The 15,093-nt window shown below is 62.2% G+C and carries 12 protein-coding genes; 5 read left to right on the top strand and 7 right to left on the bottom strand.

Going from position 1 to position 15,093, the window contains the following annotated elements:
- The 6 genes from tssG to tssB form a co-directional block, all read right to left on the bottom strand.
- A complete protein-coding gene (tssG, locus tag J3D54_RS25215; protein ID WP_253424155.1) occupies positions 1 to 1,026 on the bottom strand; it encodes a type VI secretion system baseplate subunit TssG in 1,026 nt (341 codons plus the stop codon).
- Positions 990 to 2,783 (bottom strand): type VI secretion system baseplate subunit TssF, encoded by a 1,794-nt coding sequence (gene tssF, locus J3D54_RS25210; protein ID WP_253424151.1) that lies wholly within the window; start codon positions 2,781 to 2,783, stop codon positions 990 to 992. Before tssF ends, tssG begins: the two co-directional genes overlap by 37 nt.
- A complete protein-coding gene (tssE, locus tag J3D54_RS25205) occupies positions 2,767 to 3,210 on the bottom strand; it encodes a type VI secretion system baseplate subunit TssE (protein ID WP_253424148.1) in 444 nt (147 codons plus the stop codon). Before tssE ends, tssF begins: the two co-directional genes overlap by 17 nt.
- A gap of 15 nt (positions 3,211 to 3,225) precedes the next feature.
- The gene (locus J3D54_RS25200; protein ID WP_253424145.1) at positions 3,226 to 3,729 is read right to left on the bottom strand and encodes an Hcp family type VI secretion system effector; all 504 of its coding nucleotides are present in this window, start codon (positions 3,727 to 3,729) and stop codon (positions 3,226 to 3,228) included.
- Between the two features lie 156 nt (positions 3,730 to 3,885).
- Positions 3,886 to 5,373: a type VI secretion system contractile sheath large subunit gene (gene tssC / locus J3D54_RS25195; protein WP_253424142.1), complete on the bottom strand. Its 1,488-nt coding sequence runs from the start codon at positions 5,371 to 5,373 to the stop codon at positions 3,886 to 3,888.
- A gap of 28 nt (positions 5,374 to 5,401) precedes the next feature.
- The gene (gene tssB, locus J3D54_RS25190) at positions 5,402 to 5,950 is read right to left on the bottom strand and encodes a type VI secretion system contractile sheath small subunit (RefSeq protein ID WP_007937708.1); all 549 of its coding nucleotides are present in this window, start codon (positions 5,948 to 5,950) and stop codon (positions 5,402 to 5,404) included.
- A 228-nt stretch (positions 5,951 to 6,178) separates the two neighbouring features.
- Between tssB and J3D54_RS25185 the strand changes: the two genes are divergently transcribed.
- From J3D54_RS25185 to tssA, 5 genes are all read left to right on the top strand, one after another.
- Positions 6,179 to 6,628, top strand: a complete 450-nt coding sequence (locus tag J3D54_RS25185) for a type VI secretion protein (protein ID WP_253424139.1) — start codon at positions 6,179 to 6,181, stop codon at positions 6,626 to 6,628.
- Between the two features lie 213 nt (positions 6,629 to 6,841).
- Positions 6,842 to 8,173: a type VI secretion system baseplate subunit TssK gene (gene tssK / locus J3D54_RS25180; protein WP_253424137.1), complete on the top strand. Its 1,332-nt coding sequence runs from the start codon at positions 6,842 to 6,844 to the stop codon at positions 8,171 to 8,173.
- An 18-nt stretch (positions 8,174 to 8,191) separates the two neighbouring features.
- Entirely contained in the window at positions 8,192 to 8,959 is a 768-nt protein-coding gene (locus J3D54_RS25175) for a DotU family type IV/VI secretion system protein (RefSeq protein ID WP_253424134.1), read from the top strand.
- Complete coding sequence (locus J3D54_RS25170; RefSeq protein ID WP_253424131.1) at positions 8,956 to 12,774, top strand: type VI secretion protein IcmF/TssM N-terminal domain-containing protein; 3,819 nt, start codon at positions 8,956 to 8,958, stop codon at positions 12,772 to 12,774. Before J3D54_RS25175 ends, J3D54_RS25170 begins: the two co-directional genes overlap by 4 nt.
- Positions 12,771 to 13,862 (top strand): type VI secretion system protein TssA, encoded by a 1,092-nt coding sequence (gene tssA / locus J3D54_RS25165; protein WP_253424128.1) that lies wholly within the window; start codon positions 12,771 to 12,773, stop codon positions 13,860 to 13,862. Before J3D54_RS25170 ends, tssA begins: the two co-directional genes overlap by 4 nt.
- Here the strand turns inward: tssA and J3D54_RS25160 are convergent.
- Positions 13,859 to 14,830: a 2-hydroxyacid dehydrogenase gene (locus J3D54_RS25160; RefSeq protein WP_253424125.1), complete on the bottom strand. Its 972-nt coding sequence runs from the start codon at positions 14,828 to 14,830 to the stop codon at positions 13,859 to 13,861. The two genes, tssA and J3D54_RS25160, sit on opposite strands and share 4 nt — an antisense overlap.
- Positions 14,831 to 15,093 lie beyond the last annotated feature (263 nt).

Here is a 15,093-nt window from a genome sequence, read left to right as displayed (position 1 = left end):
TCAGGTGATCTCCAGCTGGCGAAGGCGGGTTTCAATCCGTTGCACGGCAAGGCTGGCCTGGCGTTGCAGGCCGCCGTTCCAACTGAGCGAGGGCGGGGCCTGGCGAGCGAGTTTCATCGGGTTGGCACCGCGCACCAACAGCACCAGTGTGCAATCCAGGTCGGGGCCGAAATACAGCGCACTGAGACTGGCCAGCGCCGGATGGGCTTCACCGTCCGGCAGAAACCGCGCCGCCTGCGCCGAGGTCAGCGGGCCGAGGGTCAGGCGGATGCCGGCGTGTTCATCCCAGACCCGGGTGCCGGCCACGGCGCTGCGCCCCAGTTGCAGATTGCGCCCACCCGGTTGCAGGCGACTGCGGCTGGCCGGCGGAATCTCCCGCCAGGCACCTTCATAGGCACTGAGCTCTACCGGCAGTTCGAAGTGCTCGCGCACGATCGCGGCGAAGCCGGCCAGCGAACGACGACCGTCAGCAAACAGCGCACTGCACGCCAGTACCGCGGAGTCGGGTACGGCCTGCCGTTCCTGCAAGGCTTTGGGCAATAACCCGGTCAGCGCCCGCAGTTGCGCCTGTACCGGCGACGCGCCGGGAACGGTGAAGCCGACCGCAATCCGGTGTTTGCGCATCACCTTGTACAGCAGGCTGAGCAAGCGATGCTGGAACAGGTCGAGGAACTCGGCCGGTGCATGATCCTTGGCGCGGGCGCGTTGTTGCAGCCATTCCTGATAGGCGTAGGGCAGGGGACCGTCCGGTCCGCCCAGGCCAAACACTGGCGTTGTGAGTGTCGGTGGCTGGCCCGCGTCCTGAGTCAGGCTTTCGATTTCGCTGGCGGAAAACAGTGGCGTCAACGGCCCGCGCAGGCGCAAGGCTTCCGCTTGAGGCGCGGTGCCGCTGCCCAGGGATTCGGCTTGCGGGTGTTCGCGTTCCAGCAGCAGCAATGCCTGCAACAACTCGAACGCCTGCGGATCGCGTCGCAGCTTCTGGCTCAGGCTCAGAGGGACAGCGGCATGCCGGCTTGGGGTTGCCATGTCTTGACCTCCTTGTCTGACTGGACCAGAGCCGTGCGCACGAAGCGATTGGCGGTGGCATAGAGTGAAAAGAACTGCGCCAGCACTGCTGAGAACAACACCGCGCTGCTGCCGACGAAATGCTGCGGATCGAGTTGCAGCTGAACTTCCAACCCATTGCGCCAGCCGCGCCACGCATCTTCACCGACATGGGCGATTACCCGTTCGCAGCCGAGGCTTAACAAGCCGTCGATCTGCCGCAAGGCGCTGGCCTCGTCGCGCAGGTTGTGCAACTGGAGGATTTCCTTGAGGGCATCCAGCGCTTGCGGCCCCTCGACCAGTGACAAATGATTGAGGGTCAGTTGCGACACCAGCCGCCAGCGGGATTCGCCGTCCAGTCGCGGCAAACTCTGCGGGCTGGGCGGGTTACGCAAACGCGCCCAAGCCACCGGCCCCGGTCGTTCGAAACCCAGTGGCGTGCCGGCCGGCAGGCTCTGGGCGAGGTGCCGGTTGGTGCACAGCAGTTCGGCGGTGAGGCTGTATTCGCTGGCCTCGGTCAGCGGATCGAGTCGGGTATCGACCAGGCTCACCATCAGGTCGGTGCCCAGCCGATTCGGGGTCATGCCGTTGACCCGACGCGCATGCCAGTAGCACTGTTTGTCGGTGCCGCCATGCTGGCTGCCGTAATACGCCGGCACCCGTTGCACGCCTTGGCTTGAGCTGGCGCGCATGGCGCGGATACTGTGGATCTCGACGCTGTTTTCCCGGTGGCTATCGGCGACCAGACGATACTCGCTGCGGGTGCCGTCCGGGCGCAGTGGCTCCGAGGTTCGCGGAAACAGGTTGATCACCGGCGCGCAGCCCAGGGCGATGTCGCTGGCCTGAAGGTGCAGGCGGCTGGCCGGGGCGCGGTCGAAGACGATGTACAGGTACAGCGTCTGGCTGTCGCTGGCGGCGCCGGCCAATGGAATGTCGAAGAAGTTGAATTTGTCCGGGAAGGCAAAGTACTCGGCGAGCAGGCGCATCCCGGGATGCACGCCGTCCTCGTCCGGCAACAGCACTTCGTCGCTGGCAAAGCCGACGATCTGCGGCAACCCGGTCAGCGCGACCGGCACACTGCCGGCCGGTCCGGCCAGCACCTTCACGGCGTGGGCACCGAGCAGGTCATACAGGCAGGCGTTGATCACCGGCGAGGCGGCCAGGTGCACGCGCAATTGTTTGATGGCCAGCGTCGACCACTGGCTTTCACCCAGGCAACGCAGGCTCAGGCGCAGGGCCGAGCGCGCTTGCGCCACACCGGTCAGGGCCTGGGCTTCGTCGCTACCCAGCAGCAACGCTTCGTTGATTTCCACCGGCCACAATCGAACCGCGGCGCTGGTGCGAAAGTGGATGCTTTCACCTTTGGCAGTGGTGACGAAGAGCGGTGTGTCCCGTGGCAACGGATAACCATCGTTCAGGTTGCCCTTGCTCGGGTCCGGCTCGAACTGCACGATCGCGCAGGACGGCAGCGGCCGCATGGCCAACGGGTAAAGCTGTTCGAGCAAGGCGTCGCTGAATTCGGCGTAGTCGTCATCGAGCCGCCGTTGCAAGCGCGCGGCGAGCAAGGCGAAACCTTCGAGCAGGCGTTCGACATGCGGGTCGGGGCATTCACCGGGGGACAGTTCCAGGCGTCTGGCGACCTTGGGATAACGCTCGGCAAAAATACTCCCGGCGTGCCGTAGCCAGGTCAGTTCGCGTTGGTAGTAGTCGAGCAGTTGCGGGTCAATCGAGTCGCTCATGACGCACCTCAAGACCATGGCTGGCCTTCTCGATGACAAATGCCACGGGCCAGTGCTGCTGGCCGCTGCGCAACTCGCCCACTAGCCGAATGCTCAGTTGCTGCGGATGGTCGGGGACCGGATTGACCTGAACTTCGCCCAGTTGCAGGCGCGGTTCGAAATGGGTGATCGCCTCGCGGACTTCCCGCGCCAACTGACGACGGTCATCGCTGCGCTGCTGTTGCAAGGCGGTCCAGTCAGCGATGCCGTAGTCGAGAATGCTCGGCGGGGAGGTCAGTGGACGTGAGCCGCGTCGGGTATTGAACAGGCGCAGCAACTCCGTGTGCACCGAGTCGAGCAGCCCCTGGCGATCGAACACCTGCACGGTGTCGACCTCGCTTGCGGCGAGGCGCTCGAATAACGGTGGGAGCATGCCGGTGCCTGCCATGACCGACGCGTCCGCTTACTTGGCTTTGATGAGTTTGTTGGCGGCCATGTCCCAGGTCGAGGCGGCCGTGCCTTCCTTGGTGCCGTCGTCTTTCTGGGCGGTGAGCTCCCACTTGATCTTGGTGAAGTTCAGGGAAATGGTTTCCACCGGTTTGCCACCCGTACCACCACTGACGCTGACGTTGGACAGCACCACGTTGGTCAGGGTGTAGATGATGAACGGCATCAGCTGACCGCTGCCTTCGGCGGCGTTACGGCCGATGGTGATCTTGGCTTCGGGGATCGGTTTGCCGGCGCAGCAATATTCGTTGAGGGAGGGCGTCGAGCTGTCGACGAATTTGGTCAGGGTGAACTCGCCGATGTGCGGCTTGCCGGAGGTGCGCTCCGAGTTGCTGACGTCGTTGGTCACCTGCATCGCCACGTTGTGGCTGTAGGACATGATTTCGATCTTGTCCTTGTAACCCTCAAGCAGGCTATCGCCTTTGATGTCGCCGCCGAGGTCGAGAATGATTGCATCCATCGCATGAAACTCCTGAATAAACTCACATTAGGCAAATGGGCTATCGAGTCGAACAGTGGACCTGTGGCGAGGGGGCTTGCCCCCGTTGGGGCGCGTAGCGGCCCTTGAAGGGGACTGCTGCACAGTCCAACGGGGGCAAGCCCCCTCGCCACAGAGTCAGGCGGCTGCCGGTGGCGGCAGGGTCGCGACCAGGCGGATCGACGCGGTCAGCTCCTCAAGCTGAAAGTGCGGCCGCAGGAACACCGTGGCCTTGTAGGCACCCGGCTTGCCGGCGACTTCGGTCACATCCACCCGGGCTTCGCGCAACGGGTACTGCGCCTTGATTTCTTGCGGCGCGTTGTCGTTGATCAGCACGTAGTCGGCGATCCAGTTGTTGAGGTAGGTCTGCACGTTGTCGCGGGTCATGAAGCTGCCGACTTTGTCGCGCATGATCACCTTCAGGTAATGCGCGAAACGCGAGGCCGCGAGCACGTACGGCAGCATCGCCGAAATCCGCGCGTTGGCGTTCGCCTCGTTGGTGTTGTAGACCTTGGACTTGTTGGTGGTCTGGCCGCCGAAGAACACTGCCACGTCGCTGTTTTTCTTGTGGCACAGGGCGATGAAGCCGAGGTCGTTGAGTTCTTTCTCGCGACGGTCGGTGATCGCCACTTCGGTCGGGCATTTGAGCGACAGGTCGCCGGAAGTTGTGCGGAAGGTATGGGCCGGCAGGCCTTCCACCGCACCACCGCCTTCGGCACCGCGAATCGCCGCGCACCAGCCGTATTTGGCGAAGGCTTCGGTGATCCGTTGCGACAAGGCCCACGCGGCATTGCCCCACAGGTATTTGCCGTGGTCACTGCCGTTGACGTCTTCGACGTAGTTGATGCCTTCCACCGGCGATGTGTCAGGGCCGTAGGGCAGGCGCAGCAAGAAGTGCGGCAGCACCAGCGATACGTAGCGCGAATCTTCACTTTCACGGAACGAGCGCCACTTGATCAGCTCCTGGCTCTCAAACACTTTCGACAGATCCCGTGGCACCGCCAGTTCGGTGAAGCTGTTCATGTCGAACAGCCGTGGGCTGGCTGCGGCAATGAACGGCGCATGAGCGGCCGCCGCGACGTTCGACAGTTTCTCCAGCAGGCCAATGTCTTGCGGGTGCCGGCCGAAGGTGTAGTCACCCACCAGCAGGCTGAAGGGGTGGCCGCCGAAGGTGCCGTATTCCTCTTCGTAGATCTTCTTGAACAGCGCGCTCTGGTCGAACTCGACGGCTTTTTCCAGGTCGTTCTGCAGCTCTTTTTGAGCCACGTTGAGCAGGCGCAGCTTCAGCCGGGAGCTGGTCTCGGTGTTCTTCACCAGCAGGTGCAGGCCGCGCCAGGAGGCTTCGAGTTTCTGCAGATCCGGGTGGTGCAACACTTCGTTCAGTTGAGCGCTGATCAGCTCGTCGATCTGGCTGATGCGGTCGTTGATCATCGCCACGGTGTCCTTGTCGATGGCCATGCCTTCGTCGAGGACCTGGGTGGCGAATTCCGCGAGCATGTCGCGGGCGTAATCCTGCTGGCTGTCGTCATGGGCCATGCGGCCTTTGGCGATTATTTGGTCGAGCAGGGACAAGGTCTCGGTCGTACTGTCACTGGCTTGGGTCTGGGCGGCGGATGAGGCGGGCATGGCAAATTCTCCCTGGGTGGATGAGCGATCAGGCTTGCGGTTCAGCCGGTGCTTCGCTGTCGCCAGCAGGAGCGGGGGCGGCGGTGTCCGGACGAGCCGACTTGATCTCTTGCAGTCCCTCGGTGTTGGCAATGACGTCACGCAGCAGCTTGTCCAGATCATCGTTGCCATCGAGCTTGGTCAGCAGATCGCGCAGACGCTGGCGCGCTTCGAACAGGCGCCGCAGCGGAGTGACCTGCTCGACCACCTTGACCGGATCGAAGTCGTCGATGTGTTTGAAGTTGAGTTCGATGTTGAGTTTGCTGCCGTCGCCGCTGAGGGTGTTGTTGACCTGCAAGGTGGCGCGTGGGCCGATCGAGGCGAGGACTTCATTGAAGTTGTCGCGGTCGATTTCGGTGAAACGCCGTTCATTCAATTTCGGGAGTGGTTCGAGAGGCTTGCCGGAGAGGTCGGCAAGAATACCGACAACCAGCGGCAGTTCTTTCTTCTCGATCGCGTTGCCGATTTCGACGTCGTAGGTGATTTGCACCCGGGGTGGGCGAACCCTGTCTAGCTTGTGCTGAGTACTTTCTGCCATGGTGGCTGACTCCGATGCATGAGGCGGGTGCAATGCATCGGGAGGCCCGTTTCATCGCATTCCCTTACTGGACCGTAGGTTAGAAAGGGAGGGCAGAGGACCTGTCATTCCTTTGACGAACCTTCCACATTCGTCGTGCCGACCGAACTACCCAAGACGCTAGAACAGGTCTATAAAAAAGCAAACAAAAAACGTTTTTGGACCGTGTCGAGAAAAGGAAAATTCATTTTGTACGCACGTCTTTTTTCTTTGCTTGTGCTCCTGTCACTCGCCGGATGTTCGTTGTTCGGGCCTCGCGTCGATCTCGATAACCTGACGCTGGACGTCGCGCCCCGCGCCAACGATGACACGCCGATTGCGGTGGACTTCATTGCGGTGAACGACGCGGACCTGCTCAAGCAGTTGTCGGGCATCACCGCCCGTCAGTGGTTCGCCGAACGCGAGCAGTATCAGCGCGACTACCGACAGCTGATGACGGTCTGGGGACTGGAGCTGGTGCCCGGTCAATTCATCGACAAACAACCCTTTCCGTTGGGGGGCAAGCGGGCGGCTGGACTTTTAGTCTTCGCCAGCTATACCACTCCCGGAGCACACCGGTTGCGGCTGGACGATCAAAGCAACGCCTGGCTCAAGTTCGACAGTCGCGAGATGACGCTGGTCAGCGATCACCCGAACTGAACACAGGATTGTGGCGAGGGGGCTCTGTGGCGAGGGGGCTTGTCGGAACGCCGCACCGCCCCGTTTGAGTGCGTAGCACTCACAAGATTGTTGGTGCATCAGCGATTTTGGGGCTGCTTCGCAACCCAACGGGGGCAAGCCCCCTCGCCACAGGATTGCTCCCACAAGGGCTGATGTTCAAGTCAGGCACCACAAGAGGTCGAAGGGAATCGTATGAGTCTGCTACCTGACGCGGTTTGCTGGCATGAGGGCATGCAGTTGCTGCCCCAACATTTTCAGTTGCAAGGGCTGCGGGCCGAGGCGTTGGTGGCGCATTTCGCCCAGGCGTGTAATCCGTGGTTCTGGGGCGTGACCCGCGTCGAATTCGATCCCTCGGCACTGAGCGCCGGGCTGGTGCGCCTGCTCAATTTGCAGGCGACGTTGCCGGACGGTTTGCCGGTCAATCTGCAGGCCGGTGTCGGGCCGATGCTGGAGCTCGACGTCAGTGAAGCGATCGACGCCACGGACAACGCCACCGTCACCGTGTACCTGGCGGTCAGCCCGCTGTGGCGCGCCGGTCAGTTGCTGCCGCTCAAGGGGCGATTGCAGTCGGTGGTCGGCGACGCATTGCCGGATCTCACCAGCGGCGAGTACCCCGAGTCGATCACGGTCTGGCGTCCGAATCCGCGTTTGTGCACGCAACTGAACAAGGCGGATTCCGTCTGCCTGCCGCTGCTGAGAATTCGCAAGGAGGGCGGCGGTTTTCTTGCGTTGCCTTACACACCGCCGACGCCATGCCTGTTGCCCGAATCGTTGGTGGGCCGGCGCGTGGCGGGGCTGTGCGCCAGGGCGCGGGAGAAATGCATGTTCCTCGCCGGTCGTTTGCGCCAGGCGCAGCAGGCCGGCAATCAGGACGACGCGATGGAAATTCGGCGCCAGTTGACGGCGCTGTGGGCGCGGCTGCCGGAAGTCGAAGGCCTGCTGAACAGTCGCGTGGCCACGCCGCAGGCGCTGTATGGCTTACTGCTCGGGCTGGCCGGCGCCTGGTCGGCGCTCGATCCGTTGGCCGGGGTTCCGGCGTTCGCTCCGCTGGATTTTCTGGAGCTGCAGCGCGGCTATGAAACGGTGCTCGATTGGCTGGAAAAGACCCTCGAACTGATCCGCGCCGGTTATCGCAGCCTGGCGTTCGAACGCAACGAACAGTCCTTCTCGATTCAATTGCCCGACGACCAACCCAGCCAACGGCTGGTCATCGGGTTGCGCATGCCCAACGGTGCCAGTGAGCAGGCCGCCAGCGAATGGCTACGCGGGGCGATCATCGCATCGCAGCCGCACATCCCGTTGCTCAGCCGTCAGCGTATGAGCGGTTTGTCCCATGAGGCCATGAGTCGCAATGAACAAGTGGCTTACGGCGTCGGCGACGATACGCGGTTGTTCGTGGTGACGGCCGAGGGCCAATGGTTCAACGGGCAGTTGCCGTTGTTGATTGCCGCACCGGCTTCCAGGCTGGCCAGCAGTCCATGGCAAGTGGTGTTGTTTGTGGCCCAGGCGAGTGAGAGTGCTTGATCAAGGAAGGAACGTCATATGTCTGAGGGAACTACCGGGACAGGTACACGAGGCCTGAACGAAGCGCCGCTGAGCAGTGCTTTTCGCCAGGCCTGGCAGCAATGGTCCCAGGACTGGAGCCAGTTGCCCAAGGACAGCGAAGACGAAGCGCTGGTGGAGGCGGTGGTCGAACTCTCCACGCAAATCTCCCAGCGACTCTGGCGAACGGCCTTTGCCAAAGTCGGTGACGCCGCCACCGAACACGTCAAAGCGCTGGTCTATGCCTTTGTCGCGCTGGTCGATGAAACCTTGCTGTTCACGTCATGGCCGGGTCAGTCGGCCTGGCAGGATAAACCCCTGGAATCGCGGATGTACGCCAGCCGTCAGGCTGGTGAGCGGATACCGTTGGCGATCAAGGAACTGCTGGACGAGCAAATTCCCACCACGCGCGATCTGGCCAATGTCTATTTGCAGTGCCTGGTGCTGGGCTTTCAGGGGCGTTTGCGGGGCGAACAGAATCAGGCTCAGCATGAAAAATGGCGCCTGGCGCTGTTCACCTTTGCCTGGCAGCACGAGGCGGATTATGCCGACGTCAGTGCCCGGCTCGAACAGCCTTCGGTGGTGACACCGCTGCAATTGCCGGTACGGCTTTCGTTGCCCGACGGTTTTCGCCTGGGCCTGGGGATTCTCGCTGTGGTCCTGCTGCTGACCGGGTTGGGGCAGTTGTTCTGGCGTGACATTCGTCAGGAGCTCGAACCGGTCCTGCAATTGACCGATTCGGTGGCCACCTCGGAGCAAGACTCATGAGCACGCTGGGGATTATCGGCCTCATCATCGCCGTGCTGTTGGTGCTGGCGATTGTCGCTGTGGCGGTCTGGTGGTTGCGCACGCAAAGCGGTGCGGCGATCCGCAGTTTTTACCTGGCGGTGCGGCAGATGGAGCAGGAGCAGGGCACCCAGGATCGTTACCAGATTCCATGGCTGCTGATGCTCGGCAACGAAACCCAGGGCACCCAGTTATGCACCCAGTGGCGTTTGCAGCCCACCGACAAACCGGGCTGGTTCGGTCGCTGGTGGTCGGACCCCGAAGGGGCGGTCTTGGTGGTGCCCCAGGCGCTGTTTTTGCCGGATGAAGGCATGCACCTGCAACGGGGCGGCTGGTGGCGCTTGCTGGGGTTGATCCTGCGTTTGCGCAGTCAACGTCCGCTGGACGGCGTGATCTGGACGGTGCCGATCAGTCGGCTGGGCAATGCCGAGCAGGCGGCGGCCCTCGGCCTGGCGGCGCGTCGACGTTTCATCGATCTGTTGCAACGCTTTGGTTTGAGCTTGCCGGTGTACGTGGTCGTTACCGGCATGGAAGAGTTGCCGGGTTTCCAGGAGTTGATCAGCGCGCTGCCGGTCGAGGCTCGCGAACGCTCACTGGGCTGGTCCTCGCCCCACGGGCCCGATGCGGTCTGGCAAGCGCAATGGAGCGATCAGGCGCTGGATCAGGTCAACCGGGCCCTGGCGGAATCGATCATCGAAATCGGCGCCTTGTCCGGGCAGTTGAGCGTCGATCTGTATGGCTTGCCGGAGCGTTTCGAAGCCTTGCGGCGTCATCTGCAATCCTTGCTGGAACCGGTTTTCCAGGGCAATGCGCAAGGCGAGGCGCCGCGTTTTCGCGGGGTTTATTTCACCGCCAACCAGCCCTCGGACGACAGCGCCGATGGGTTTTCGGCCTACGACACCGGCTTGCAGCAGAGCGCTTTCGCCCGGCAGTTGTGGCAGCGGCGGGTGGTCGCCGAGCGAGGTCTGGCCCAGGTGGTGCCGCGTCTGTTACGCCTGCGTCAGCGCTGGCAGCGCGTGACCGGTGGGGTGGCGCTGGTGGTCGCGCTGCTCTGGGGCGCTGGCATGCTGTGGGTGTGGCAGGACTCGGAAAAGGATGCCCACGAGTTGTCACGCCTGATGCAAGGGGCACAGAAAAATTACGCGGCGGTCACGGATGAATCTCATCGGCTGGAGGCGACCCGGCGTAACGTCCAGAGTTTCTGGCGGGTGCTGGAGAAGGCGCCGCGCTGGCGCTTCACCTCGGTGGTATTTCCGACCTCCTGGTTCTCCTCGCTGGATGCGCAGTTGGAGAACGAATTGCGCCTGACCGCCCACAGCCATTTGTTGCTGCCGCTGCGCGATTTGTTGAGCGCGGATCTGGCGCAACTCAAGACCATTCGCAACACCGAACGACGGGGCAACGTCGAAAGCGAAGATCCGGCCCAATGGCAAAACTACGTCAAGGCCACGGAGCTGGTGGAGCGTGCGGTGAGTCTGGAGCAGCAGAACCAGTGGTTCAATCAGGCGCTGAACAATACCAAGGCGCCGCTCGAAGACCTGGTGTTGCTGAGCAACAACGCCCTGTCGCTGAACCTCAACGCCGGCACTCTGCACCGCGCCGGTTTTTACAACCGGGCACTGCTGGGTGCCGACAACAGCGAGTTGAAAGCGCTGGACCTGACTGTTGAGCGCGCGCAGATCGAGGAAAATTTCCTCGGGCTCATGGAGCGCTGGCTGGACCAGTATTTTCTCGCTGACAACTTTGTCCGTCAGGCCGGTTATCTGCGATTGCACTTGGAGCGGCTGGAGGTCGGCAGTGGCAATTCCCTCACCGAGCTGGAAGACCTGCGAGCGCTGATCGACGACCTGCAAGCGCTGATCGGCCTGACCAACTCAGCGTGGAGCCGGGGCAAGGGGCAGGATCTGGTGCCCGGTTACCGGGCGATGATGGACAAGGTGCGCCAAAGCACGTTGCTGGGGCCACAAGTCGAACAGCAGCTGGATCAGCAAGCGTCGAAGTTGCAACAGAGCTTTCGTGACCAGTGGATCACCCAGGCCGGAGCCCGGGATAATTTGCTGATTCAGCAAGGCAGCGGGCAGTTGGTCTTGCAGGAGCATGTGGTGCAGTTGAACAACGCGGTACAGGCGCTGTTCAAGCGCGATTTTGTCGCCATCGCCTTACAGGCGGATCAGTCCGACGTCCCGGATGGACAGGGGCGCGGTGTTGATGGCGACGACCTCGACAGTGCGCTGAACTACTTCGCCAGCTACAAGAGCTATGCCGCCGAAGAGTTGCCGCGCATCCCCCCGGCATATCGTGGCGCGTTGCTGCAAGCGGCCGAAGGCGCGGTGGTCAAAGCCATGCTGTCGAGCCTGCGCGAGCAAAGTGCGCAGGTCCACAGCGGTGTCTTCAATGTGCAGGCCTCGCAGGCGATTGCCTTGCAAAAAGCCTTTGTCGAGGTACGCCGCAGCGATCTGGCCACGCGTTTGCAAACCGCCTTGAACCGTCGTGCCTTGGCGGACATCGTCGGCGGCCTCGATGAAATCGTCGCCCAGCCACTGTTCAGCGGGCGCACCGAAATCAGTCAGTGGGACGGCTCGAAAAACCTCGGCCTGCAACTGTACGGCGCCAATGACGTGCAGGATCTGAAACTGAGCCTCAAGCAGCAGTTCAACACCATGCTCGGCATCACCGAGCGCCGCACCTCGGCACTGGAGTGGCTGAAAGTCCAGCAACAGAATCTCTCGGCGCTGGATTATGAGCGTGTGACGCAGTTCAGTGCGCTCAACGATGAACTGCTCAAATACAAAGAACAGAACCCCGCCAGTTCGCCAGCGCAGATCGAGCAATTGGTGAGCCGCGACTTCATTGAAATGGACGTCGCGTCCTGTGGCCAGATCCTGCAAACCGCCAACCTGTCCGGCGGGCGCGGAACGTTGGCATTGCGCGCCGTGGATCTGCAACAAACCGCCATGCAACGCTGCCAGTTCCTGCAACAGCAGCAGGCGGCGGCTGCGTGGAATGAGCTGGCCAACTATTTCAACCAGTACCTGGCGGAGCGCTTTCCATTTGCCAATGGCCTGCAGGCCAGCGATGCCGACCCGGCCCGGGTCCAGCATTTGCTGGAACTGATCGACAAGCGTTTGCCGGTGGCGCAGGCCGGATTGGTGCTGAGCCAGACCCCGGAACGCTTGGCCGCCGAAGACTTTCTCAATCGTCTGAAGCAAGCCAGCACCTGGCTGGGGCCGATGTTCGTGCGTGACAAGAGCGGCGTGCTGGGAGTGGAGATGGACGTGCGCTGGCGCACCGATCGGGAGGAAGAACGTGGTGCCGATCAGGTAATTGCCTGGGGCTTGAACGCCGGTAATCAACAGATCAACTACCCCGGCGAGGCTCAGCAGAACCTGCGCTGGATGGTCGGCCAACCGATCCGGCTGACCTTGCGCTGGGCCAGAAATGGCTATCAGCGCCCGGCCAACGACCCGTTACAGCCGAGCCTGGTGGTGCGGGATCTGGAAGCGGGCTGGGAGTACAGCGGTCCGTGGTCGCTGTTGCGCTTGATGCGTTCGCATGCGTCGATGCAGCGCCAGCCGAACATGGACTACACGGATTTTCCGTTGACCTTGCGCCTGCCCGTGACCACGCAGGCCAGCGTTGCGGAGCAAACCCTGATGTTCGTGCGCTTGTCGTTGATGACCCAGGGCTCGAAATTGCCATTATCCATTCAGCCCTTGCCAACCCGGGCCCCGCGTTCACCGTTCATGGTGACGCGGTCGACCGCGGCCATTGAATCCCATGAGGAGGAGGGCCTGTGAATCAACCTTCAACACCGTTGCCGGAACTGATCGCGCAACTGCTCGAGCCGATCAGCGATGACGCCCCTTGTGGTCAGGATTTGCGTTATGAACCCGAGTTCGACCGGTTGCGCGAACTGCGCCGAGAGGACGACACCAGTTTGCCGACGGGGGTGTGGCAGTCGTCGATCAAGCGCGCTCAGTGGCCGGAACTGGAGAAACTGACTACAAGCCTGCTGCTCGAACGCAGCAAGGATTTGATGCTCAGCGCCTGGCTGGGGGAGGCCTGGCTGCATCAGGACGGGCTCGATGGATTGCCAGGGAGCCTGGCGCTGGTGGCCGGGTTATGCGAGCGCTATCCCGAACACCTGCACCCACAGGCTGAGGACGGCGACCAGTCATGGCGGGTGATACCGCTGGAATGGCTGGCTCGACGCTACGCTGAAGTGTTGCTGACCCGAGTGCCGCTGTTCGAACCGCACAACCACGAATTCGATGGCTTCTGCCTGGATGCCTGGCGTCGGTTGCAGGTGCAACAGGTGCAGGGCAGCGACAGTAAAGCGGCCAAGACGTTGGCCGAGAACGCGCGCAACGAACAGAAAAAACTCACTGAACAGATTCGCGCCACACCGTTGTCATTCTGGTTGCGCAGCCAGGGCAGTCTGTTGCTCAGCCAGCAGCACTTGCAGCGCCTGGAGGTGTGGAGCGACGCTTTTCTCGGAAACCAGGCCCCAGGCTTCAAGGCGTTGCAGGACGTAATCGACGCGTTGTTGACGCTGGTTCAGGAGTTCATCGCCATGCATCCACGAAAACCGACCCCGGCACCGCCCGTCGAAACGCCTGTGGTTGCAGCATCGAGCCCGGTCGCTGTGCCGGAGGTTATCCCGACGCCCCAGGTGTTCAGCGAACCGGCGAATCGTGAAGAGGCGTACCGGCAGTTGCTGCTGATCGCCGAGTACCTGGCGCGCACCGAACCCCACAGCCCGGTGCCCTATCTGATCAAACGGGGCGTGGAGTGGGGCAACAAGCCCCTGAGCGAGCTGCTGGGCGAACTGATCAGCGCCGATGCCGAATCCCGGCGACTCTGGACGCTGTTGGGCGTTCTTTAGTGATTGAGCCGGGTGGCTGCCGACGGCGGCGGTAACGCAATAGGGGTCAGTACCGGTTGACCGGAAAAAAACGCCGTCATGTTTTTGCCGGCCAGTTCGACAGTGCCTTGGGTGGCCTCCGGCGACAAGCCGGCGACATGCGGGGTCAGAATCACATTGGCCAACCCCTTGAGGGCGTCCGGCACCTGGGGTTCGTTGTCGAAGACATCCAGTGCGGCACCGGCGATTCGCCGTTGTTCGAGCGCGGTGATCAGGTCTGCCGTGACGACCACACTGGCTCGGGCAATGTTGACGAGGAAGCCGTTGGGCCCCAGGGCATCAAGCACCTGCCGGTTGATCAGGTGCTGGGTGCCGATCCCGCCTGGGGTGGCAACTATCAGAAAGTCCGAATGGCGTGCCAGCTCGGTCGGCGTCGAGCAATAGCTGTAGGGCACGTCGCTGCGATGTTGGCGGTTGTGGTAACTCACCCTCATGTCGAAGCCGTTGGCGGCACGTTTGGCGATAGCGAGGCCAACGGCACCGAGGCCGAGGATGCCTATGTGTTTGCCAGACAGCGAAGGACGCATGATTTTCGGCCACTCGCCCCGACGGACGGCAGCATCGGCCCGAGGGATGTCACGAACCAGGGCCAGCAGCAACGCCATGGCGTGATCGGCAACGGAGGAGGCATTGACGCCGGCGCCGTTGGTCACGGTGATCCCCCGGTTGACGGCGGCCTGCAGGTCGACGTGTTCGTAACCGGCGCCGATCACGCAGATGATCTTGAGGTTGGGCAGGGCGGCGATTTCATTGGCATACAGGCCCAATGGGCCACGCGTCAGCACCGCATCGATCTGGTTGCCCTGTCGGGCAATGGCGGCGGCGCGCTCGGCCGGGGTTGGGGCCAGGATCAAATGAAACCCCTGATGTTCGAGAATCGGCAGGTATTCATTGATGGTTTCAACCAGTACCAGAACGGTTGCGGTCATGCTGGGCTCCTGTGGGTAGCGGAGTGTCGGGGCTCGAACGTCGCGTCAGATTGCTGACTCCAGAGCAGATTGGCAATGGTCTGCGATCATAGGCTATTGGTTGGCAAGCACCCGTACAGGCGTTGGCGATACCGGCGAGCTTCTTAGATACAACACTAGATCAGAGCGCGGCAGGTGGTGGGAGTTTGTCCGCTCGCTCCTACGAGAGAATCTGATACGCATAACCGTTGCTCAGCTAAGTCTTTGCTTCTGCTGACGAATCC

The organism is Pseudomonas sp. GGS8, assembly GCF_024168645.1.
Taxonomy (GTDB): domain Bacteria; phylum Pseudomonadota; class Gammaproteobacteria; order Pseudomonadales; family Pseudomonadaceae; genus Aquipseudomonas.
The sequence above is the reverse complement of the archived record's forward strand: the minus strand, read 5'-3'. Positions and strand labels throughout refer to the sequence as shown.

What these genes read in the sequence shown, in the direction of transcription:
- tssG (WP_253424155.1), bottom strand. Translation starts at nt 1,026, where the DNA reads ATGGCAACCCCAAGCCGGCATGCCGCTGTCCCTCTGAGCCTGAGCCAG.
- tssF (WP_253424151.1), bottom strand. Translation starts at nt 2,783, where the DNA reads ATGAGCGACTCGATTGACCCGCAACTGCTCGACTACTACCAACGCGAA.
- tssE (WP_253424148.1), bottom strand. Translation starts at nt 3,210, where the DNA reads ATGGCAGGCACCGGCATGCTCCCACCGTTATTCGAGCGCCTCGCCGCA.
- J3D54_RS25200 (WP_253424145.1), bottom strand. Translation starts at nt 3,729, where the DNA reads ATGGATGCAATCATTCTCGACCTCGGCGGCGACATCAAAGGCGATAGC.
- tssC (WP_253424142.1), bottom strand. Translation starts at nt 5,373, where the DNA reads ATGCCCGCCTCATCCGCCGCCCAGACCCAAGCCAGTGACAGTACGACC.
- tssB (WP_007937708.1), bottom strand. Translation starts at nt 5,950, where the DNA reads ATGGCAGAAAGTACTCAGCACAAGCTAGACAGGGTTCGCCCACCCCGG.
- tssK (WP_253424137.1), top strand. Translation starts at nt 6,842, where the DNA reads ATGAGTCTGCTACCTGACGCGGTTTGCTGGCATGAGGGCATGCAGTTG.
- J3D54_RS25175 (WP_253424134.1), top strand. Translation starts at nt 8,192, where the DNA reads ATGTCTGAGGGAACTACCGGGACAGGTACACGAGGCCTGAACGAAGCG.
- J3D54_RS25170 (WP_253424131.1), top strand. Translation starts at nt 8,956, where the DNA reads ATGAGCACGCTGGGGATTATCGGCCTCATCATCGCCGTGCTGTTGGTG.
- J3D54_RS25160 (WP_253424125.1), bottom strand. Translation starts at nt 14,830, where the DNA reads ATGACCGCAACCGTTCTGGTACTGGTTGAAACCATCAATGAATACCTG.